Source organism: Micromonospora sp. bgisy143, from assembly GCF_057708145.1.
The window spans coordinates 34000-54912 of sequence record NZ_JBYIRN010000032.1; the positions used below are offsets into that span (position 1 = coordinate 34000).

Consider the following 20913-nt stretch of genomic DNA (forward strand, 5'->3'; position numbering starts at 1 on the left):
ACGTTGGTCAGGGCTTTAAGTTTGTCTATGGGGTTTTGAACCGTCCCCCGAAAACCCCTCATTTACCGGGGTCGGTAACCAGGTTCGTCATCCCTGGGCATCGTTGGGCAATGCGGGTGTGGGACGTCGTTCGCGGTCGGTGCCGAGTCGCTCGAGGATGTCTGAGACGTCGGGGGCTTGGGCGGGTTTGGCGATGTAGTACGTGGCGGTGACTTCCTCGCTGGAGTGTCCAAGCTGTGCTGCGGCGCTTTTCGTGTCGGTCTCTTCCTTGATGAGGGTGGCGACGGTCTTGCGGAAGGTGTGGGGGGTGACCCAGGCGAGGTCGGTGTCGGCGCGGGCCTCACGCCACTGACGGCGGACGTTGTTGGGGGATAGCCAGGTGCCGCGTCGGGAGGCGAAGATCGCGTCGTGGGGGTTGTCGGCGGCGACGAGCTTGCGGGCCATGATCATGCCGACGGCGAAGCGGGGTAGGACGACCATCCGCCAGCCGGCGTCGCTCTTGGTCCAGGGTTGGCGGAAGAAGCCCTGGCCTTTGACGAAGACGAGTGTGCCGCAGATCGTCAGGGTGGGGCGTTCGGCGGCGAGGTCGAGGTCCTCCCATCGCAGGGCAAGGATCTCGCCGATGCGGGCACCGGTTGCGAGCATCAGGTCGACGACGTCCGCCAGATCGCCGCTGTGCCGTGGTCCAGGCTTGCCGGGGATTGGTCGCTGCCAGTCGCGGATCGCCGTGCGGACGGCCTGGAGATTCTCGTCGGTGAGGGCGACGACCGCACGGCGAGGTTTACGGAGCCGGCCGGTGTCACGTACGGGGTTGGTGGGGATCGCGCCGTGGCGTACGGCCAGGGCGAACATCTGGCTCAGGACGACTTTGGCGCCTTTGGCTGCCGAGGGACGGTCCGTGGCGATGTCGCGTAGGAACCGATCCAGGCGTCCGACGCTGGCTTCTCTGATTCGGAGGTTGCCCAGGGCGGGCAGGATCGCGTTGCGCGTGCTGGTTTCGTATCGCTGGATGGTCTGTGGTGAGATCCGTTCCTCAGCGGTGATTTCTTTGATCCACAGGTCGGCGAGTGTGCTGACGCGGGTCTCCCGGGTGATCTCGTCGTCGTTGGGGGTGGTGCGGTCACGTAGCTTGACCTTCAACGCCCGTTCGGCGGCCGGGCCGGTGCTGCCGGTGGCCTCGATGTCGCGGGTCTTGCCGTCGTAGTCGCGGAACCGCGCTCGTGCGCGGAACCGATTGGCCCCCAGTTTTTGGGTGCGGATCTTGCCCCACGTGCCGATGGGCAGTTCAGGTCGGGCCATGGGGTCAGCGCTCCACGTCGGTGTTGTCGTCGAGCCAGCGTTCGACTTCGCTGCGCCGGTAGCGCAGGGTGTTGCCGACGCGGATGGCGCGTGGTCCCTTGCCTCGGCTGTGCCAGGCGTAGAGGGTGTTCTTCGGCTTGCCCAGCCAGGCGGCGACGTCATCGATGGTCAGGAGGGGGTCGGGCCGCCATTCGGCGGGAGTCGGGGCGGTCATCACTGACCCGCCGTGACGGGTGATCCGGGCTGCGGGTATGGCCTGCCGGGATCGGTGGTTGCATCGGGCCGTACGACCCCGGGGATGGGCCGTGAGTTGGGCGGGCACGGATCAGGTGTCCTTTCAGCGTCCCGGCCCGCGTGGGACCGGGTGTCGGTGGCGCTGCCGTTGGGTTTGCTGTTCGTCGGGCGCGCCGGGTGTGCACGTCGATCCATCCGGGACGGGGTGAAGGCATCAAGCCGATCAGCGTGCGCACGGGCGCTGGCTGATCGGCTTTGGGCGAAGTCGTGGCGGGGTGACCGCGGGGCGCGGAGGATCACGACGTCTTCATGCTGGACGAGCCATTGCGGGTCGCCGGTGGCGATGGCGTCACGGGTGTTCTTCTGCTGGAAGAACGAGGCTCGGGGAATGATCACGCTGTCGCGGACGCCGCAGATGAGGGCGATGCATTCCTCGACGAGTTCGAGGCCGGCGTTGATGCCGGCGGCGACGACCATCCCGGGGATGTCGATGAGTTCGCCATGGCGGCGGTAGGGGCGGGCGGTGACGACGACGTGTCCGCCGGGACGCAGCATCGTCCGGCATCCGGCGAGGATCGTGGTGAACCCGTCAGCCAGCTCGTCGTGACTGCGGTAGGCGAGGTTGTCCGTGCCGCCGTACCTGTGGTTGATCTTGCGGACCTTGCCTCGTCTCGGGCCGGGCGTGCGGACATGGCCGTGGGTGGACGGCCCGTACGGCGGTGAGGTGATGACCAAGGAGACCTGTCCGTGCAGGCTTGCCGGCAGCAGGGACGGCAGCGTGGTCGAGTCCCCGTGATAGATCTCGCCCCGACCCGACGCCCCCGCCTGGAGTGTGTGGCGGACGTTGGCGGCTGCCTTGGCGACCCATTCCGCTTCGTACTCGATCCCGACGCCGTGACGGCCTAGGCGCATGGCCTCGATGACGGTGGTGCCGATGCCGGCCATGGGGTCGAGGACCACATCACCGGGGCTGGTGTAGGTGCGGATGGCGTACCGGGGGATGGTCGGCAGCATCTTGCCGGGGTGCGTCAACGACTCCGGGGTGTACCGGCCCCGCCGCAGGTCACGCGACGCGGTTTGACCGGTGAGCCAGACCGAGCCGAGGTAACCCTCGGCGAGCAAGGCTGCCAGGTCGGACGCGCTGGGGTACAGCGATTCGAAGTCGTGGGGGTCTCCGATGTGGAGCGGCGGACGGGACTCAGGCATGGGCGTTCTCCTCACCGGTGGCGGTGGTCCCGAGCACGACCAGATCCCGGAACGTCGGAAGGTGGCGGCCGGCGAGCAGACGGCGGCCGTCGTCGGCCTCGTCGGGGTGTTCCGGGGCGGTGCGCGGCTCGTGCTCGGGCAGCGGGACGAGGACGGCGGGGATGTGCTGGTGGTAGAAGAACCCGGCGACGCGGGCGGCGGCGATGACCGCGGCGCGGTCGCTGACCTCGCCCGGCTGAGGCTGTGAGGCGGTGAGTCCGACCAGCAGGAACCCGCCGGGGCGTAGCAAAGGCCGCCAGGTGCTCAATTCTGTGGCGATGCCGTCTCGGGCGAGGCCCTGTGCGCCCGGCGGCAGGGTCGCCAGGATCAGGTCGACACGTGGGCCGGGACGTCGCAGGGCGTGCCGTGTCCGGAGTTCGGGGGCGGGCGGCAGAAGCCGCACATGCAGGCCGTGGCGACCGTTGAACAGTCGGGCCGGTACCCGGTCCAGGTAGGTGGTCGCTGCGATGGCGGCGGGATGCGCTTCTAGGTCGAGCACCACGTCGCCGACGTGGGTGTAGCGGTGGATGAGGTAGGCGAGGTGGTTTGGGGACAACCCGTGCCAGTCCGGCGCTCCCGGACGGAGCGTGCGCGGGACTCGGGTTCGGGGCAGGATCAGGCCGACCGGTGCCGGCTGAGGCCGTTCATCGGGGGCGGTGGAGCTGGGCTTCGGCATGGACGTGTGGGCCACGTCCGCCGACAAGCGCTGACACTAGGGGATTACAAATCCGGGCCTCGGATTGGAAACCACGCTCGTTGTGAAGCCAGACGCTTCGCTCGACGCCGCCCGGTTGAACAAGATCCTCGACGCGTTGAACACACAGGTCAGAGCCGTCGAGACACCGGCTGTCGACATGACGCGAGCCGCGTGGAGTGCCGACGAGATCGGTGACCGGTTGAACAAGATCCTCGCTGGCTTGAACAAGATCGTCATCTGCTTGAACACGACGGCCGACCGCCTCGGGACCTTGAACAAGATCGCGATGGGGCGTGAGTGCGCCCGGCGAGCGCCGCTCGTGGCCGTCCTACTCCAACCCCGTGGCTGTCTCGTGGGCGGTGCATGTTCAAGGTTGCTGTCTCGACGTGGCTGCGCCCGACGTGAATGGCCTTGAACAGCCTGGCCACGGGTTGCGCACCCCGACTCGGGGTGGGCGCCGGCTGAGGTTGAAACGCATTGACGGGGATCGGCGGCGGCGGGGTTGAACACGTGTCGAGACACCTTGAACAAGATCGCGCGTGTTCATGATCTGTTCAAAGGCCCTGGTGGCGTGGTGGCACAGCGCCGACCGGCACTCCCGCCGGACGGCAACGGTCATCACGAGGGAGCACCACCATGGACCGTCGTATCCCCGCTACCGAGCCAGCCGTCTCCCGGCGCGGCGAGACGCTGCTCAACGACATCGAGTACCGATTCCGGCTGATGGGGCAGGGGCCGAGCTCGCTGTCGGTGGACGGCCGCAGCCTCGGCCACGGCCTGCCCCGCCGCCGCATCGCCCTGCCCGAGCTGTCGGCGATCCTCATGCACCCGTCCTGCGGCTACGCCGTCCGGGACGCGGCGTGGCGGCTGCTGGTGCAGCGTGCCCGTACCGGAGACCCGGCGTGGCGTGTCGGTGCGGTCGGCGTCGCGCTACCGGGCTTGCGGTTCAAGGCGTACCTGCTGGCCAAGCTGTTCACCGGCGACGTGCAGGCCGCCATCGTCGAGCACTTCCTTCGGGCGCTCGGCACGGTCGATGTGGCCAAGCCGGGCGTGGTCGGGAATCTGCTGACCGCCGCGTTCTCCAAGGCCCGCGCCGAGCTGCGCGACCTGGAGCCCGCCTCGTCCGGGGCGACGAACCACGCTCCGGGGGCGGTGGTGCCGCCGGCCCCGTACGGCCACCCGGACCTCGTCCTCGCCCGCGCGGTCACCGCCGAGGTCATCACCGTTCAGGAGGCGGAGCTGATCGGCGCGACCTACCTGGAAGAGGTCAGCCTCACCGCCTACGCCGAGCGCACCTGCCAGCCCCGCTGGAACCTCTACAAGCGCCGCACGGCTGCCGTCGCCCGGCTCAGGGCCGCGATCGAGTCCGGCGAGCTGTCCGATCCGTACGCCGACGTGATCAACGAGGCCACCGCCACGGTGGTCCTCGACGCGCCCACCAGTCGGAAGCGCCCGTAAGCAGCTGTCCTGAGCTGCGGGTTTCCAATCCGAGGCTCGGATTTGTAATCCCCTAGTGCGGGACTCTTCCGCGCAGGTGACCTTGTTCCGACCGGACCCGCTGACGGCGCTGACACCCCGCACGGTCCCCGGCCCGCCGCCATTGCTGGTGAGGAGGACGGCCGCGCCGGTCGGCACCACAGGTCACCCACGAGCGCACCGCCCGGTCCCGCCTTCGTCGCTCACTCGCGCACCCACGCCCCGCTGCGGGCTGCCCAGGCGTGCGCACCGGAGGTGCCCAACCCATGAACCACGTCCCCTTCCCGCTCCCCGAGGCGGCGGCCCGCCGCCGTCTCGGGGCCGGCGGGCGCGGACGGCGATTCGTCCGCCGCCTGCGTCGCTACCGCCCTCGAACTGTCCGCGCCGCGCTGGTCCTACTCGACACCGCCGCGGTGACCGCAGCCCTCGTCGCCGTGCCACACCTGGCGTACGCGGCCGAGCCCGCCCCGGTGGTGCTGGCCGCCGAGTCGATCCAACAGGTCGCCAACAACATCCGTACCTGGCTGATCGGCATCCTCGTCGCCGTCGCCACGCTCTTCCTGACCGTCGGCGGGCTGCGCTACATGGCTGCCAATGGCGACCCCGGCGAGGTGGAGAAGGCAAAGCTCGCGCTGCGGTCCGCCGCGATCGGGTATGCCCTCGCGCTGCTCGCGCCGCTGTTCGTGACCATCGTCGGCGCGTGGGTGGCCTGATGACTGCCCTCGCGAGCCGACCCCGCCGCCCATTCCGGGCGGCGTCGTTGCTGCTGCTCGGCGTGGTGATCCTCGCCGGCCTTGCCCTGAGCTGGGCCGGGCCGGCGCAGGCCGAGCCGAGCCCGGCCCCCGGCCCGCCCGCTACCGCGCCCGGCACGCCGCCGACGCCCGGCGTGCCTGACCCTGGCGTCCGTCCGCCGGGAGTGGACCCGTCTCCCTCCGCGCCGGCCACGCCGGCACCCACGCCCGGCCCGTCCCCGACTCCCGGCCAGCCTTCTGTCAGCGATGATCCGGCCTGGTACGACATCGGGGGCCAGATCCGCAAGGCCGTGGTCGACCTGGTCGTCTGGGCCGCTGGGCAGGCTCTCCAGCCGGTGATGGAAGCCCTCGGCGCATCGTGGCTGTCCACCCCCGACCTCACCAACAACGAGCACGTCAAGGCGATCTGGACGACCAGCCTGATCACGGCCAATGGCGTCCTCGTGCTGTTCATCGTCGCCAACGGATTCCTGGTCACGACCAGGGAGACCCTGCAGAGCCAGCACGGGCTCAAGCAGGTGCTGTCCCGCATCGCGCTGGGCGCGGTGCTGGCCAACGGCAGCCTGCTCATCGGTCAGCAGGCCATCGTGCTCACCAACGCGCTCACCGTGGCCATCGCCGGGAACACGGTGGACGGCCCGGCCGCAGCCGCCGCCATTGGGCAGATCGCGGACAACGCCCTGCAGGGCAAGGGCTTCCTGATGGTGCTTCTGGCCGTCGCCGTGGTCGTGATGTGCCTGCTTGTGGAGTTCACCTTCATCCTGCGGCTGGCCGCGCTGGTCATCCTCGTCGGCGTGGCCCCAGCGGTATTGATCTGCCATGCCAGCCCGCTCACCGAAGGCATCGCCCACACCTGGTGGCGTGCCTTCGCCGCCTGCCTCGGCTTGCAGATCGGTCAGGCGATCATCGTCATGGCCACGGTGAAGGTCTTCCTGACCCCCGCCGGGCCGACCGTGCTGGGCGTGCCCTCGACCGCAGACGGGCTCCTCGGCGTCCTGATCTGCCTGACGATGCTCTGGCTGCTGATCAAACTGCCGGGCTGGATGCGGCAGTTCGTCCTCGGCCCGCTCGGACAGCGCAACGGCAGGGGACTGCTCGGCCAGCTCATGCACGCCTACCTGACCATCAAGACGCTCGGCGCGGCGGCCGGCATCCTGGGCGGCGCGAGCGCGGCCCGGACCGCCGGACGGACGGCACCTCGTCCGCCCGGTCCGCGTCCATCGCCGGGCGGCCCCCGTCCGCCTCGTCCGCCTCGTCGCGGGCCGACTCCCGTCCCGCCGTCCCCGCCGGGACCGGTGGCGTTCAGCCACGCCCCGGTCACCCATACGCCGCTGTCCGCGCCGTCCGGGACGAACGCCGCCCCCACCTTCAGCCACCCGGCGGCCCCGTCCACTCCACCGCCAGCGCCGTCCGGCGGTGTCCTGGCCGCGCAGTTCTCTCACCCGTCCGCGTCTCAGCTGAGTCCACCGGCCCTGGCCGCACCGCCCGCCCGAGTCGCCTTCAGCGATGCCACGGCCACGACACCGAGAGCGACACCTCGCGGCGCGGCACCGGCGGTGACGTTCTCCGCCGCACCAGCGCCACAGAGCGCGCCGCGCCGGCCACCTGCCCCGGTCACGCCGGTGTTCTCGGCAGCTCCGGCCGCACCGGGAGCCGGCGGGTCACGACGAGCCTCGACCCCCGGGACACGGCCTACGACGGCGCGGCGCGCCACCCCGAGCGGGCACCCCGCCGCCAACCCGAGCACCCCGTCCGCCGCCCGGCGAGCACCGGCCGCCAGCGCCCCCCGGCCTCGTCCACCTGCCTCGTCCGTCCCGCCGTCCACGGACGGTCGACGGTCAGCGGCCCCGCCCCCGCCGCCGCGCCCGTCCCCGTCTCCGGCGGCGAAACCGTCCCCGGCGGCTGGTGCGACCCCGGCGGGTCCGACCGCCGTCCATACCGGGCCGTCCCCGTCCCCGCCGTCCCCACCGCCGGCTCGATCGTCCGCCCCGGCGCGGCGCCCGGCGCGGAAGCGAGGTGATGAGCAGTGAGCCGCCGCGACGATGAGGCTCCGATGCGGGCTCGGGTTCCCGCGGACATCGAGCGGCCGGACAGGATCGCGTTCGGCATGTCGGGACGGCAGCTGGTGATCCTGGCCGTCACGGGCCTGCTGCTATACGCGGTGTGGACGGCGGTGGCGACGCTTGTGCATCCGCTGGTGTTCCTCGCGGGTGCGATACCTGTCGCCGCTGGGGCGTTCCTGCTCGCGGTCGGCCGCCGTGACGGCATGGGTCTCGACGCTTGGGTCCTTGCGGCGCTGCGGCACCGCCGCAGTCCGCGCCGGCTCGTGCCGGCCGATGGACCGGTCGTCCCGGCTCCGGCGTGGGTGCAGACCACCGCCGGGCCGGGTGACCGGCTGCCGCTGCCCGCGCCGCTGCGGCTGCCCGCGAAGGGCATCACCGGTGACGGGCTGATCGATCTCGGTTCGGACGGCACGACGGGCCTGGTCGCTGCCTCGACGGTGGCGTTCGGGCTGCGGACTCCGGGGGAGCAAAACGGCCTGGTGGCCGGGTTCGCGCGGTGGCTGCACAGCCTCGACGGCCCGGCGCAGATCGTGGTGCGGGCGCAGCGGGTCGACCTGACCTACCTCGCCGACCGGTTCCTCGCCGCCGCCCCCGAGCTGCCGCACCCCGCGCTGGAAGAGGCAGCCCACGCGCACGTGGCGTTCCTCGATGACCTGGCCGAGCAGCGCGAGCTGCTGCACCGGCAGGTCACCGTCGCCGTGCGCAGCCGACGCGGCGCGCACCACGCCGCACACCACGCGGCCGAGGCGGTTCGTGCCCTCGCCGGCTGCGAGGTTCCCGCCCGGGTCCTTGATGGGCCGGACGCCACGATGCGGCTCGCGGCCAGCCTCGACCCCACCGCCCCGGCCCTCACGCCCTACCCCCCATCTGACGGAGGTGAACAGCGGTGAGCCTGCTGTCCGCACTGCTGCCGAAGCGGCGGCCCGCCCTGCCCGAGTCGGCCACGATCCTGCCCGGTTCCCCGGACGCCGTCGAGGTCGACGGCCGACATGTGCGGGTCGGGGACGGCTACAGCGCCACCCTGGCCGTCGTCGGCTACCCGAGCGAGGTCGGCCCGGGGTGGGCCGAGCCGATACTGTCCTACCCAGGCCTGGTCGACGCCGCCTTCCACATCGAGCCGGTCCCGCCGGCGGTGGCCTCCGAGCGGCTGCGCAAGCAGCGCGGCCGGTTCGAGTCCTCCCGACGCCACGACGCGGCCAAGGGCCGCCTCGACGATCCCGACCTCGACGCCGCCGCGGCCGACGCCGCCGAGCTGGCCACGCGCGTCGCCCGAGGTGAGGCCCGACTGTTCCGCCTCGGCCTATACCTCACCGTCCACGGCACCAGCCCAGACGACCTCACGCAGCGGGTGGCCGAGGTGCGGTCCCTCGCCTCCTCGCTACTGCTCACCACCGTGCCCGTGACGTGGCGGCAGTTGCAGGGCTGGATCAGCGGCCTCCCCCTCGCGTTCGACGCGTTGGGGATGAAGCGGGTCTTCGACACCGACGCACTCGCCGCGAGCTTTCCGTTCACCAGCCCCGACCTGCCGGACAGCGCTGGGGGCAGCGGCATGGGGGTGCTGTTCGGGTTGAACCTGCACTCGGCCGGAGTCGTCGTCTGGGACCGGTGGGCGCAGTCCAACTACAACGCCGTCATCCTCGCCCGATCCGGGGAAGGCAAGTCCTACCTGGCCAAACTAGACCTGCTGCGCAACCTGTGCCTCGGGGTGGAGGCGTTCGTCATCGACCCTGAAGACGAGTACGTCCGCCTGGCCGACGCGGTCGGCGGCACGGTCATCCGCCTCGGCGCGCCGGGGGTGAAGATCAACCCTCTCGACCTGCCGCCCGGTGACGATGCGCTCAACGACCGGGCACGGTTCCTGCACACGCTCGTGACCGTGATGGGCAGCGGTGACACCGCCGTCAGCGCGCCCATGCCCGGCGACGAGGCCCGCTCCCTCGATGTGGCGGTGCTCGCGGCGTACCGGGCCAAGGGCATCACCACCGACCCGCGCACCTGGAGGCGACCGGCGCCGTTGCTGGCCGACGTGATGGCCGTCTTGGAGGACACCGACGACGCCGGCCGCCGAGTCGCCGCCCGCCTGCACCCTTACGTGGACGGCAGCATGAAGGGCCTGTTCGACGGGCCGACCACCACCGCCGCGCAGGGGCACCTCGTGGTCTTCGCCATCAAGGACCTGCCTGAGCAACTTCACCCGGTCGGGACGCTTCTCACCCTGGACACGATCTGGCGCACCGTACGCGGCGCGGCCGCCTCCGGCCAGCAGCCTGATGCGCTGCGGATGGTGCTGGTGGACGAGGCGTGGAAACTGCTCTCCGGCGGACGCGGCGGCGTGTTCCTGGAGACCCTGGCCAAGTCCGCCCGCAAATACGGCGTGGGCCTGACCGTGGTGACCCAGGACGCCGCTGACGTGCTCGCCACCAAGACTGGACGCGCGGTCGTCTCCAACGCGGCTACGCAGGTGTTGCTGCGGCAGGCGCCGCAGGCGATCGACGCCGTGGCCGAGGCGTTCGGGCTTACTGACGGCGAGCGGGCGTTCCTGCTGTCCTGCCAGCGCGGAGACGCGCTCCTCGCGGCCGGGTCGGCGCGGGTGGCTTTCCACAGTCACGCATCCGCGACCGAGCACGAGTTGATCGTCACCGGCCCGGTCGTCGGCCGCCGCTGACCCGCCCTGGCGTCCCTCTCACCACCGATCGGAGTTCCCGATGGTTGTCACGCTGTCCCCATCCCCGCCGCCAGCTCCTGCGACCCCCGGCGGGTGCGTGCCCGGCCAAGGCGGTGTGCCCCACTCGGTGGTGGGCGAGCTGCTGTGTGGTTCCTGGGGCGACGACGCCACCAACGCGGTGTGGCCGCTCGTCCGCGACCGGTGGCCGTTACTCCTCGCCGCCCTGGCGGCGCTCGTCGCCGTGCGGGTCGGGTGCATGCGGTGGCGGCGGCGCATCTGGCGACGGCACGCCGCCGCAGCGCGATGGCTGCAGATCACCCCGCCCGTGACCGCCACGCCGGCCGCGACGATCGGCCTGTGGCGACTGCTCGCCACAGCGTTGCCCGCGCCGCGCCGGTGGGCGCTACGCCCGACCCGGCTGGTCTGGGAGGTCGCCGCCGACCCGGACGGTATGCGCTGCGGGCTGTGGCTGCCACCAGGGGTCAACCCGACCGCCGTGGTGCGGCTGCTGCAACGCGGCTGGCCCGGCGTCCGCGCCGAACAGACCCGCCCGCCGACCGTGCCCACCACCGGGAACGTCGCCGCCCTCGCGGTCTGGCCGACGCAGCCAGAATGGCTGCCCCTGGTCGACGACACTACGCCTACCCACCGCCGAGGAGGCATGGACGCGAGCACTCCCGAAGAGGACCGGCTCCGGGCGGTCTACGGCGGACTCGCCTCAGCCGGGCGCACCGGCGGCGCAATCCTGCAAGTCCACCTCGGCCGCGCACCCGCCCACCGACTGCGAACGCTGCGCCGCGCGATGACCAACCCACACCGCGCCCGCCGCCCCCGAGGGACCGCCCGCGCCGCCGTGCTGCTCGCCGACGGGCTACTAGCGCTGATTCTCGGCGTCTTGAACCTCGTCACCCCCGGCCCGTCGAGCCCGAAGCGGCACACCCGTGCGACTGACCCGTACACCGCCGAGCTGGCCCGGCAGGCGCGGGCGAAGTACGCCGACGCACCGCACCTGCTCGTCGCCGTGCATACCGTCGCCGCCGGCCCGACCAAGGCCGCCGCCGTCGCCGCTGTGGCTGATGTCAGCTCCGGGTTCGGGCTGCTGTCGGCCCACTTCACCCGCCGCCAGCTCCGGCAGGGTGCGGTCGCGTCGGCCCACCGGTGGGTGCCCGAGGCACGGATGAGCCTCGTCTCCATCGCGGAAGCCGCCGCCTTCGCCGGATTGCCCGCCGAACCCGCCGCCTACGGCCTACCCGGTGCCGCGTCACGGCGTCGGCCCGCCACCCGCGACATCTTCCGGACCCCCGGTCGGGAGACGCACCAGCGCACGAGGGCGCAGGCACAGCCCGGTGCACCCAAGGCCGACGACTCACCGACCGTCTGGAGCGCACCTTGAACAAGATCCACACCAAGGCTGCTGCGTCCAACTCCCGCCCGGAGGGCCGCAGGCTGAACCTGGTGCCGCTCGACCAGCGGCACGGCCTGGGCGGCAAGGTCATCGGTGTTGCCAACGCTGGCCCCGCGATGCGGGTCGGGATCTCCCTGACCGATTGTCGGTACCACGTCCACGCGCTCGGACCGACCGGCACGGGCAAGACGACCCTGCTGATGCGGATGATCCTGGACGACGTTGAGGCCGGGCGCGGCGTCGCCGCGTTCGACCCGGCCAAGGGCGACCTGATCCGAGACCTGCTGGCCCGGCTACCGAGGGCGTGCGGCGACCGGCTGGTGCTTATCGACCCGGACGAGCGGGCCGCGCCACCGGCGATCAACCTGCTCGATCCGAGTGTGCACGGCGGCAGTCCGCACGACGTGGCCGCGAACCTGACAGCGGTGATGGCGAAGGTGTGGTCACGCTGGTGGGGCCACCGCACCGCCGACATCTGCTACCACGGCCTGCTCACCCTCGCCCACCTCGAAGGCGCCACCCTCGCCCAGCTGCCGCGGCTGCTGTCGGACTCCGCGTGGAGGACCGCCCGGGTCAACGCCGTCACCAGCAGGTTGAACGCCTGGGAGGGCACCACCCTCGGCGAGTTCTGGGAAGGGTTCAACGAGCTGCCCGCCGCGCAGCGCTCCGGCCTGGTGGCCCCGCTGCTGTCCCGGCTGCGCCTCGTGCTGGCGCATCCGATGGCGAACAGCCTGTTCGGGATGCCAGCCACCACGTTCTCCTTCGCTGACATCCTCGACGGTGGCATCATGCTCGCGCGGCTACCCAAGGGTGTCATCGGCGAGGACGGCACCCGCCTGGTCGGCTCGCTGCTCCTGACCGGGTTGTGGCAGGCCAGCACCGCCCGCGCCCGCATCCCTGAGGACGATCGCCCGGACGCGATGATCGTGCTGGACGAGTGCCACAACTTCCTGCACCTGCCCATCGGCATCGATGACGCCCTCGCCGAAGCCCGCGGCCTGCACACCTCGTTCGTCCTCGCCCATCAGTACCTCGGCCAACTGTCCGGGGACATGGTCGAGGCGATCGACGCCAACGCCCGCAACAAGGTCTACTTCGCCCTCGCCCCCCGCGACGCCATCGACCAGGCCCGGCACCTGCGCCCGTACCTCGATGACGGAGACCTGATCCGACTCGGCGGTTACGAAGTCGTCCTGCGGCCCGTCGCGAGCGGACGGGTCGTACCACCGGTCACCGCCGACACCGAGCCTCCACCGCCGGCCGTCAAAGGGCGTGCCGGCGAGCTGCGCCGTGCGGCCCGCGATCACACCGGCCTCGCCGCCGAGGACCGTCGTCGGTTGCTCGGCGAGACCGCTACCGCTGCGGCATCGGCCGAGCGGTCGACATCCGTCGAGGGTGCGGTGGTGGAACTGGTGGGTCGCAACACCTTCGCTGTTCAGGGCGAGTGGTCTAAAGAGACCTCTAACGAGCAATCCAACGAGGAACGCAACGACCACGAACAGCCGGGTGAACACGCCCCTTTGAACACGTCGTACGCGCACGTGGACGGCGGTGAGGAGGACCCGTGGACCGGAACCGACTGATAAGAGATATCCCTCCTACCCGCGCATCTGCCACCGGCAGTCCTCGCCTGACGGCGTCCGTCGTGGCCGCCGAACTCGGCCGACTCACCCCCCGAGACCGGCACCTCCTGGACCTGCTCGACCAGCACCGAACCTTCACCACTGACCAGCTCGTCGACCTCGCCTTCGGCTCGGTCGGCCGTGCCCGCAACCGCCTCAACACCCTGCATGATCGAGACATCCTCGACCGGTTCCGCCACTACCAACGGCCCGGCTCGCAATCCTGGCGGTGGACCCTCGGCCCGGTCGGCGCGGCCCTCATCTCGGCCGGACGAGGCGACGCGTTGCCCCGTCCGGCCGTTGTACGTGACGCCACCGCCCGACTCGCCATGTCCCCGATGCTGGCGCACCTGGTGACCGTGAACGGGTTCTTCGTCGCGCTCACGGCTCATGCCCGCGCGCACCCCGGCGCACGGCTGGTGCGGTGGTGGAACGAGGCACGCTGCCGTGAGGCGTGCGGCAACCTGGTCCGCCCGGACGGACACGGTGTGTGGGCCGACAACGGCCCGGCGGTACCGTTCTGGGTCGAGGCTGACCTCGGCACCGAAACGCTGGGCCGGGTGGTGGGCAAGCTGACCGGCTACGCCGCACTACCGCCCCGGCGCGCGTACCCGGTGCTGTTCTGGCTACCCACCGCCGCCCGTGAGGCCAACCTGCACACCCACCTCCGGCGGGCCGGGGTGCCGGACGGGGTGACCGTGGCCACCGCCGCCACCGACCACGCCGCCGCCTCCGGCGGTCCGGCGGGGCCGGTCTGGCGCACCGTCGGGCACCCCGACCGGGTGAGCCTGGCCGAGCTGCCCGCCCCGGGCGGGGACGGTGGCGCGCCGTGGGACGAGTAGCGGTCTGGGTCGCGGCCGGGGTCGCCGGGTTGCTGCTGTTGCTCACGGCCGCTACCGCCGGAGTCGTCTCCTCGGTGTTCGGCGGTGGCGGTGGCGGGGGTAGCTGCGTCGGCGCAGTCACCGCGCCGGGTGCCACCCCGGCGGGACTATCGGCTGAGCAGGCCCGTAACGCCTCGGTGATCGTGACCGTGGGTGAGCGGTTGCGGGTACCGGTGCGCGGGTGGGTAGTCGCGGTGGCCACCGGCCTCCAAGAATCCTCGTTGATCAACCACGGTGACCTCGGCCCGAACAACGACCATGACTCGTTGGGGCTGTTCCAACAGCGACCGTCGCAAGGATGGGGCACCCCGGCAGAGATCATGAACCCCGAATACGCCGCCGGGACGTTCTACGAGCGTCTCCTCACCGTCCCCGGGTGGGAACGGCTACCGCTTACCGAGGCCGCACAGAAGGTGCAACGGTCCGCGTACCCGGACGCCTACGCCAAACACGAGACACGAGCAACCGAGATAGTCACGGCGTACACCGGCGGAACGCTGCCGGTCTGCGACGGCGCGCCGATCAGCGCCTCCGGGTGGACCCGTCCGGTAGCGGGCACGGCCGGTTCCGGCTACCGCACCGCCGACCGGCCCGGCCACGACGGGGTCGACATCATGGCCACGAAAGGCACCGTCATCCGTGCCGCGTCCGGCGGCGTGGTGGTACGCGTGCGGTGCAACGTCGGGGGTGACTCGTGGGAACCTACCGGCGGCCCGATGCCGTGCGACCGTGACGGCTACCCCGGGCTCGGCGGGTGCGGCTGGTACGCCGACATCCGACACTCCAGCGACATCGTTTCGCGATACTGCCACATGGTGCGACAACCGATTATCCGAGTAGGGCAGACGGTGATCGCCGGGCAGCCAATCGGCCACGTCGGGAGTTCCGGAAACTCGTCCGGCCCGCATTTGCACTACGAGATCCACGAAGGTAATACCGCCACCGAGTACAACGCTGTTGACCCGGTTCCTTTCATGCGCCAAAAAGGCGTGGACCTGTAAATTCATGAAGTGATTTTCCGCACGATCCGAGAAGGCCCGCGCCGGTCGCGGTGAGCGCCGCGCGTCCGATCCGCCGGGCGCGCGGCGTAGTCGTTTCGACCCGAAAACCGCGACCCCGTAAGACGGTGTGAGCGGCCCCCGCACCGCGCACCCTAGACGGCACTAGGGAGCCGCGCCGAACGCGTCGCAGCGTCGGACACGGGGCCGTTAAATGGCGTTTCGGGTGGCGGTAGCGGTTCCTGAATCGAGAACGGAAGCGGCGCGGCGTGGTCCCCATAAAGAGTCTTGCGTAACGGGGTTGACAATAATCCGGTGCAGAGGGTCCATGGACGTGGGCAATAAAAACCGCCCCGGCGGAACCGCAAACAATGCGCATTGCGCGCACGCGGAATCGCCATTTGTCGACCCCTTCTGTGGAGGTGTATTGCCATGACCGCAAACATCGTTCTCACCCCCGGCACCGACGAGGCCCGGTCCGTCGTCGCCGAGGCGCTGCGCGATTACCCCGGCGTCACCGCCCGCAAGTTGGCCGGACAGGCCAACCTGCCGCTACCGGTCGTCACCGAGGCGCTCACCGCCATGGAGGCCGCCGGGACCGCCACCCGCACCCCCGACCCGGCCAAGGGCAACCGCAAGAGCGCCGACACCTGGCAGACCACCACCGACCCGACCGCCACCACCGACCCGACGGCCGAGGACACACCGGCCACCGACGCGACGCCGGACGCGGCCGACGAGCCCACCGCCGACAACGACGGCCCGGCCACCGCCGACGAGCCGGCGGCCGAGGACGCCCCGGCGACCGACGCGGCCACCGACGAGGCCGGCACGGACACGACGGCGGACACGGCCGACGAGGCGACGCTGCCCGAGGCCCCAGTGTCGGGCGCGCCCGGGTCCGGGGCACCGGTCGGCCTGCGTCAGCCCGACCTCAAAGTGTTGATCATGGCGGGTGTGTTGGGTGGGCACCCGGACGGCGTCACGGCCGACGCGGCGATCGGGGAGAGCGGCCTGTCGGTGGCGATGGGGGACACGATCCTCGCCGCGATGGAGGTTGCCGGTGCCGCCCGTCGCCTGCCGGTCACCGAGGACGGTGACGAACTGTGGGTGATCGGCGACGGTGACCTCGCCACCGTGGACCCGGCCAACGCGCCGACGCACACCACGTGCCCGACGTGCGGGCACACCCGCAAGATCCGCCGCCCCTCGGTCCGACGTGCCGCCGGAACCGGCCGCACCACTGGTGAGATCAACAGCGACGGGTCGGCGAAGTTGGGCAAGAACGAGTTGCGCAACCGGGTCGAGGCGTTCATGCGCGACCTCGGCCCCGGTCACGACGTGACCCCCGGCACCGTCGCCCGTGAGATCGGCGGACGTAGCCCCGGCGCGGTCGGCAACGGCATGCGGAAGATGGCCACGGCCGGGGTGCTGGTGCTGACGCGTGAGGCCCCGGAAACCTACGCCCTCGCCGACGACGCCCCCGCCCCGACCGCCGAGGTCCGCGCGTTCATGACTCCGCCCAAGGACACCACCGCCGGTGACGAGGCCCGCACCGACGAGGCCGCCGCCGCCCCGGTCGCGGACTGACCGATCACCCCGCCGGGGCCGGGGCACCATGCCCGGCCCCGGCATCCGCACGCCCCCAATAACGGAAGGGACGACGACCGATGACCACCCCGCACGTTCACCCCGACCACGGGCAGACAACCGGCCCGGGGTCGCTGCGCTGCCCGGAATGCGAGCAACCGGCCCGGCTGGTGCCGCCGCGTGACTGGCCCCTGAACGGGTTCGCCGCACGTCCCGGCGCGTCACACACCGACGGCACGCCACTGTGCCCGGTGCCCGGTCCGAACGGGTCGCAACCGGCCGACCCGGTGGGCGCACCGGCCCGGCTGACCCTATGGCAAGCCGTCCGGCAGACGTGGTTCGCTCACCCCGATTGGACCGTCACCGATCACCTCGCGTGGCTCGACGGCGAGGGCTACGACACCGATACCCCGGACGGCGACCCGGCCAGCCTCATCGGCCAGTGGCTCGCCGGGCACCAATGCGCCGCATCGCTGTCGTGGCCGCCCGAGCACGGCCGGGTCTACGCGATCCTCGGCGTGGACCTCCTGATCGTGTTCGACGACGCGGACAGCGCCGGTGACGTCCTGACGATGTTGCGGGTTGCGCAGGTGCCGGCCGACGTGCATGTGTTCAATGCGGCCGGTTGGGACGAGGTGGCCCGTCTCGTGCGCGCGGTCAACCCGGGACTCGTCATCCGCGACAGTCGCCCCGGACCGGTGGACGGCCGATCATGAGGTACCCGTCCGGCGAGGTGCCAGGGTTGCCGCGCGCGCTGGTCGCGCGTCCCCGCGACGCACGGCGCGGTCTGCCTATCCCACCGGTCAACATTCACCCCGACCCGACCGGCGGCGGGTCGCACGTGGACTTCACCACGATCAACACCACCACCTCGACCCGCCTCGCCATCGAGCGCCGGTGCTCGCTGTGCGGTGAGCCGATGGGGTACTGGGTGGCGTTCCTCGGTGGGCCTCGGGCCGTTGAGTTGATGCGCTACGCGGACCCGCCGGGGCACCCCGAGTGCATGAGCGCCGCCTTGTCGCTGTGCCCGCACATCGCGCTCGGGCGGCACCGCCGCGCCCCCGCGGACCGGCCCGGGGCCGGCATCATTCCGCCCGGATCGCACGGGGACAAACCCGACCGGTACCTGATCGGTGTCACACGCTCCTACCGGACCCGGTTTATCCCCGAACAGGGGTTCACCGTGTACCTACCGGCCCCGTTCAAAACCGTTTACGCGTACGTGTATGGCCCGGACGGCCGGCTACGCCCGGTCGCCAACACCCGGTAGGCCGCGCCCGGCGGCGGGCGTCAGATTCGCCGCAGAAACCTTCATCGACTCCACCCGATCGCCTTGATCGACCCGTGGAGGGTAGGAACCATTGCTTCTGACGGCGCGGCCCGGGGGATTGCGACCCCCGGCCGCACCGCCCGCCCGAAACCACACGAACCGGAAGGGGTGCCACCGTGGCACACGAACTCGAAACTCTCGCGAACGGCCAGACGGCGTTCGCCTCCGCGCGGGTCACCGCCTGGCATCAGCTCGGCACTGTGGCCGACGAGTGCATGACCGCCGAGGAGGTCATGAGCAAGGCGTGGCTCGGCGGGTGGGAGGTCCGCAAGATCGCCCTTCAGGGCATCGAGGTCACCGAGCGGGGCGTGACGAAGGTCGACTGCACCGACAAGTACATGACCGTCCGCACCAACCCCGCGACCGGTGAGACGGAGTATCTCGGCGTGGTCGGTGAGGACTACAGCGTGGTCCAGAACGAGCAGGTCGCGGAGACCCTCAACCTCCTGGTCGACGCCTCCGGCGCGCACTTCGAGACCGCCGGCTCGATGCGCAAGGGACGCTCGGTCTTCGTCACCATGAAGCTGCCCACCGCGATGCAGATCGCCGGGGTGGACGACCTGGACCTGTACCTTGCGGCCACCACCTCCCACGACGGCACCGCCGCCCTGCGCCTCGATGCGACCCCCGTGCGGATCGTCTGTAAGAACACGCAGAACCTGGCCTTCGCCCGGTCGGTCAGCTCGTACACGTTCCGGCACACCTCGAATGTCACCAGCAAGATCGCCGAGGCTCGGCAGGCCCTCGGCCTGATGTGGAAGGCGTTCGGCGACTTCGAGACCGAAGCCGAAAAGATGATCAACGAGTCGTTGACCATGGGTGAGTTCGAGAAGATCGTCGCGCAGGTTTGGCCTGTCGCGCCCGACGCCTCCGACGTGGCGAAGAACAACGCGAAGCAGCGCACGGCCACGCTGCGCTACCTCATCCGCGACGCGGACACGCAGAAGGCGATCAAGGGCACCCGGTGGGCCGGCTTCCAGGCCATCACCGAGTACGTGGATCACTTCGCGCCTGCCAAGACTGACCTCGCCCGCGCGACGCGGGCGCTGACCGGTGCCGGTGCGGACCTCAAGGTCCGCGCGTTCGAGCTGCTGGCGGTCTGACGTGGCCCGGCACGGGGGCCGGGTCACCACGCCCGGCCCCGGTACCGGCGAGCACCCTGCCACCGGTACCGCAGCTGTCCCTACCGCGCCTGCTCCTACGGCCCTGCCAGCGCCGGAGCCCGCCGCTACGCCCCTGCATGCTTCGGAGCCGACGGCCACCTCGATGATCGGGCTGGCCAACCGGGTGTCCGCCCACTTCGCGGCAGCTGAGGTCGCCCGCGCGATGGCAGAACGCTCGACCAGCGAGGCCGAACACGCCCACCTGATCGCCCGCGCCGAGCAGTGGGAAGCCCTCGTCAACGAGCAGTGGAACGCACTCTGCTCGGCAATCTGGGCGACCGCACCCGGCGGGGCGACGGTCGAGCGGTTCCTGCCGGTCCGGCCGCTGACCAACGGCCACGTCGAGCTGCACACCTACAGCACGGAGGGCCGCCGACTCGTCGTGCTGCTCACCGGCGTGCAGGCCCTCGCCGTCGGCGCGCACCTGACCGCGTACGGGGCGCTCAGCCTCGACCGCAGCGGCCAGAAACTCGACCCCGGCCTACCCCACGTCAAGGCCGCACCGCCCTTTAACGCGGACGGGACCGCCGGTGCACCGGCCACCTCGGACGGTGCCGCCGGGCCACCGCCTGCCCATCCCTGACCGCCCGTGACGTGCCGCGCGGCCACGGTCACACCCCGGGCCGCGCGGCACGCCCCGGCGGCATCCCCTCGACATCATCGCGGAGCACCCATGAGACCCGAACACCTGTTCAACGTCGCCGTCGAATTCGCTGAGGCGACCGGCAAAGCCGAACGCGCCCGCGCACTCGCGGCCAGCGCCACCGGCGACGAGCGCACCGTCCTCACGAACACGGCAACACGCTGGGAGGCGGTTGCCATGCGCCGAGGTGAGTTCCTCCGCGCCTCGCTGCGCGAGGCCCTGCGCGGAACCGTCATCGCCGAGCCGGACACCGAGCAGCCCGCCGCGCTCTGGCGGCGGCGCCACGTCGAGGTCCGCGCCCGCACCGGCCACGGCTCCCTCGTCCGCGTGCGCTGTACCCCGACGCAAGCCGTCGCCCTCGGCACCGCCCTCATCGGCCTCGCGGCCCTGACCGACCAACTCGGCGGCGGCGTCCTGGGCGAGACCATCGCCACCTTCCCACCCACCCTCGACTCCACCGCGGAGCCCGAGGCGGGCGGCGAGAACGGGAAGCCGGCATGACGACCTTCATCGACCCCTCCGAAAACACCGACGGCATCGGCGACAGCCAGCGCACCCTCGACGGTCAGCAGCTCGCGGACGCGCTCGCCAAGCTCGGCACGGTCGACCCTGTCTGCGTCGAGGTGCTGACCCGGCTCAACCTGCGGGTCTACCCCGGCGAGCCCGGCGACCGCACCGCCTACGTCGTCCTCGACGTGCACGGCGTCTCCATCGGCGTCAAACGCCGCGCCGTCGACCTCTACCTGCACGCCGACACCACCGAGACCGACGACCGGCTCATCGCTCTCGAGATCAACGGCTACGGCGAGACCGACCACACCACCAACCCCTCCCACCCCGGCCTCTGAAC

21 protein-coding genes are annotated in these 20913 nt (G+C 71.3%); 17 read left to right on the forward strand and 4 right to left on the reverse strand.

Annotated elements, in window-relative coordinates:
• Positions 1-87 precede the first annotated feature (87 nt).
• The 4 genes from AC3EN4_RS27685 to AC3EN4_RS27700 are packed head-to-tail and all read right to left on the reverse strand — an operon-like array spanning position 88 to position 3454.
• Positions 88-1299 (reverse strand): tyrosine-type recombinase/integrase, encoded by a 1212-nt coding sequence (locus tag AC3EN4_RS27685; protein ID WP_435209034.1) that lies wholly within the window; start codon positions 1297-1299, stop codon positions 88-90.
• A gap of 4 nt (positions 1300-1303) precedes the next feature.
• On the reverse strand, positions 1304-1513 hold the full coding sequence (locus AC3EN4_RS27690; protein WP_435209036.1) for a helix-turn-helix transcriptional regulator: 210 nt from the start codon (positions 1511-1513) through the stop codon (positions 1304-1306).
• Entirely contained in the window at positions 1513-2739 is a 1227-nt protein-coding gene (locus AC3EN4_RS27695; RefSeq protein WP_435209037.1) for a DNA methyltransferase, read from the reverse strand. Before AC3EN4_RS27695 ends, AC3EN4_RS27690 begins: the two co-directional genes overlap by 1 nt.
• Positions 2732-3454 carry a hypothetical protein gene (locus AC3EN4_RS27700; RefSeq protein ID WP_435209106.1) on the reverse strand — a complete coding sequence of 241 codons (723 nt, stop codon included), beginning with the start codon at positions 3452-3454 and terminating at the stop codon, positions 2732-2734. The genes AC3EN4_RS27695 and AC3EN4_RS27700 overlap by 8 nt, the downstream gene beginning before the upstream one ends.
• A gap of 64 nt (positions 3455-3518) precedes the next feature.
• Here AC3EN4_RS27700 and AC3EN4_RS27705 point away from each other — a divergent pair, with 64 nt between their 5' ends.
• The 17 genes from AC3EN4_RS27705 (at position 3519) to AC3EN4_RS27785 (ending at position 20911) form a co-directional block, all read left to right on the forward strand.
• Positions 3519-3890 (forward strand): hypothetical protein, encoded by a 372-nt coding sequence (locus AC3EN4_RS27705; protein ID WP_435209039.1) that lies wholly within the window; start codon positions 3519-3521, stop codon positions 3888-3890.
• Between the two features lie 221 nt (positions 3891-4111).
• Positions 4112-4933: a hypothetical protein gene (locus AC3EN4_RS27710; RefSeq protein WP_435209041.1), complete on the forward strand. Its 822-nt coding sequence runs from the start codon at positions 4112-4114 to the stop codon at positions 4931-4933.
• 284 nt (positions 4934-5217) lie between these two features.
• Positions 5218-5664, forward strand: coding sequence for a pilin (locus tag AC3EN4_RS27715; protein WP_435209042.1), 447 nt, complete (start codon positions 5218-5220; stop codon positions 5662-5664).
• Positions 5664-7733: a hypothetical protein gene (locus tag AC3EN4_RS27720; RefSeq protein WP_435209043.1), complete on the forward strand. Its 2070-nt coding sequence runs from the start codon at positions 5664-5666 to the stop codon at positions 7731-7733. Before AC3EN4_RS27715 ends, AC3EN4_RS27720 begins: the two co-directional genes overlap by 1 nt.
• Positions 7730-8656 carry a PrgI family protein gene (locus AC3EN4_RS27725; RefSeq protein ID WP_435209044.1) on the forward strand — a complete coding sequence of 309 codons (927 nt, stop codon included), beginning with the start codon at positions 7730-7732 and terminating at the stop codon, positions 8654-8656. Before AC3EN4_RS27720 ends, AC3EN4_RS27725 begins: the two co-directional genes overlap by 4 nt.
• Positions 8653-10431 carry a VirB4 family type IV secretion system protein gene (locus AC3EN4_RS27730; protein WP_435209046.1) on the forward strand — a complete coding sequence of 593 codons (1779 nt, stop codon included), beginning with the start codon at positions 8653-8655 and terminating at the stop codon, positions 10429-10431. The genes AC3EN4_RS27725 and AC3EN4_RS27730 overlap by 4 nt, the downstream gene beginning before the upstream one ends.
• A 115-nt stretch (positions 10432-10546) precedes the next feature.
• Positions 10547-11824, forward strand: a complete 1278-nt coding sequence (locus tag AC3EN4_RS27735) for a hypothetical protein (RefSeq protein ID WP_435209048.1) — start codon at positions 10547-10549, stop codon at positions 11822-11824.
• Positions 11821-13419, forward strand: coding sequence for a type IV secretory system conjugative DNA transfer family protein (locus AC3EN4_RS27740; protein ID WP_435209050.1), 1599 nt, complete (start codon positions 11821-11823; stop codon positions 13417-13419). Before AC3EN4_RS27735 ends, AC3EN4_RS27740 begins: the two co-directional genes overlap by 4 nt.
• A 62-nt stretch (positions 13420-13481) precedes the next feature.
• Positions 13482-14300, forward strand: a complete 819-nt coding sequence (locus AC3EN4_RS27745) for a replication-relaxation family protein (RefSeq protein WP_435209051.1) — start codon at positions 13482-13484, stop codon at positions 14298-14300.
• On the forward strand, positions 14288-15340 hold the full coding sequence (locus AC3EN4_RS27750; protein WP_435209053.1) for a M23 family metallopeptidase: 1053 nt from the start codon (positions 14288-14290) through the stop codon (positions 15338-15340). Before AC3EN4_RS27745 ends, AC3EN4_RS27750 begins: the two co-directional genes overlap by 13 nt.
• 429 nt (positions 15341-15769) lie before the next feature.
• Positions 15770-16927: a hypothetical protein gene (locus tag AC3EN4_RS27755; RefSeq protein ID WP_435209054.1), complete on the forward strand. Its 1158-nt coding sequence runs from the start codon at positions 15770-15772 to the stop codon at positions 16925-16927.
• A gap of 251 nt (positions 16928-17178) precedes the next feature.
• Entirely contained in the window at positions 17179-17643 is a 465-nt protein-coding gene (locus AC3EN4_RS27760; RefSeq protein WP_435209056.1) for a hypothetical protein, read from the forward strand.
• Positions 17640-18197: a hypothetical protein gene (locus AC3EN4_RS27765; protein ID WP_435209058.1), complete on the forward strand. Its 558-nt coding sequence runs from the start codon at positions 17640-17642 to the stop codon at positions 18195-18197. The genes AC3EN4_RS27760 and AC3EN4_RS27765 overlap by 4 nt, the downstream gene beginning before the upstream one ends.
• Before the next feature lie 176 nt (positions 18198-18373).
• Positions 18374-19360 carry a DUF932 domain-containing protein gene (locus AC3EN4_RS27770; protein WP_435209059.1) on the forward strand — a complete coding sequence of 329 codons (987 nt, stop codon included), beginning with the start codon at positions 18374-18376 and terminating at the stop codon, positions 19358-19360.
• Between the two features lie 163 nt (positions 19361-19523).
• On the forward strand, positions 19524-20003 hold the full coding sequence (locus AC3EN4_RS27775; protein WP_435209061.1) for a hypothetical protein: 480 nt from the start codon (positions 19524-19526) through the stop codon (positions 20001-20003).
• Positions 20004-20093: 90 nt separating this feature from the next.
• Complete coding sequence (locus tag AC3EN4_RS27780; RefSeq protein ID WP_435209062.1) at positions 20094-20564, forward strand: hypothetical protein; 471 nt, start codon at positions 20094-20096, stop codon at positions 20562-20564.
• A complete protein-coding gene (locus AC3EN4_RS27785) occupies positions 20561-20911 on the forward strand; it encodes a hypothetical protein (protein ID WP_435209064.1) in 351 nt (116 codons plus the stop codon). Before AC3EN4_RS27780 ends, AC3EN4_RS27785 begins: the two co-directional genes overlap by 4 nt.
• Positions 20912-20913: the final 2 nt, after the last annotated feature.

Excerpts from the sequence above, each read along its gene's own strand:
- AC3EN4_RS27720 (WP_435209043.1), top strand. The coding sequence starts at position 5,664 with ATGACTGCCCTCGCGAGCCGACCCCGCCGCCCATTCCGGGCGGCGTCG.
- AC3EN4_RS27785 (WP_435209064.1), top strand. The coding sequence starts at position 20,561 with ATGACGACCTTCATCGACCCCTCCGAAAACACCGACGGCATCGGCGAC.
- AC3EN4_RS27775 (WP_435209061.1), top strand. The coding sequence starts at position 19,524 with ATGATCGGGCTGGCCAACCGGGTGTCCGCCCACTTCGCGGCAGCTGAG.
- AC3EN4_RS27695 (WP_435209037.1), bottom strand. The coding sequence starts at position 2,739 with ATGCCTGAGTCCCGTCCGCCGCTCCACATCGGAGACCCCCACGACTTC.
- AC3EN4_RS27700 (WP_435209106.1), bottom strand. The coding sequence starts at position 3,454 with ATGCCGAAGCCCAGCTCCACCGCCCCCGATGAACGGCCTCAGCCGGCA.
- AC3EN4_RS27690 (WP_435209036.1), bottom strand. The coding sequence starts at position 1,513 with ATGACCGCCCCGACTCCCGCCGAATGGCGGCCCGACCCCCTCCTGACC.
- AC3EN4_RS27755 (WP_435209054.1), top strand. The coding sequence starts at position 15,770 with ATGACCGCAAACATCGTTCTCACCCCCGGCACCGACGAGGCCCGGTCC.
- AC3EN4_RS27780 (WP_435209062.1), top strand. The coding sequence starts at position 20,094 with ATGAGACCCGAACACCTGTTCAACGTCGCCGTCGAATTCGCTGAGGCG.
- AC3EN4_RS27685 (WP_435209034.1), bottom strand. The coding sequence starts at position 1,299 with ATGGCCCGACCTGAACTGCCCATCGGCACGTGGGGCAAGATCCGCACC.
- AC3EN4_RS27710 (WP_435209041.1), top strand. The coding sequence starts at position 4,112 with ATGGACCGTCGTATCCCCGCTACCGAGCCAGCCGTCTCCCGGCGCGGC.
- AC3EN4_RS27765 (WP_435209058.1), top strand. The coding sequence starts at position 17,640 with ATGAGGTACCCGTCCGGCGAGGTGCCAGGGTTGCCGCGCGCGCTGGTC.
- AC3EN4_RS27715 (WP_435209042.1), top strand. The coding sequence starts at position 5,218 with ATGAACCACGTCCCCTTCCCGCTCCCCGAGGCGGCGGCCCGCCGCCGT.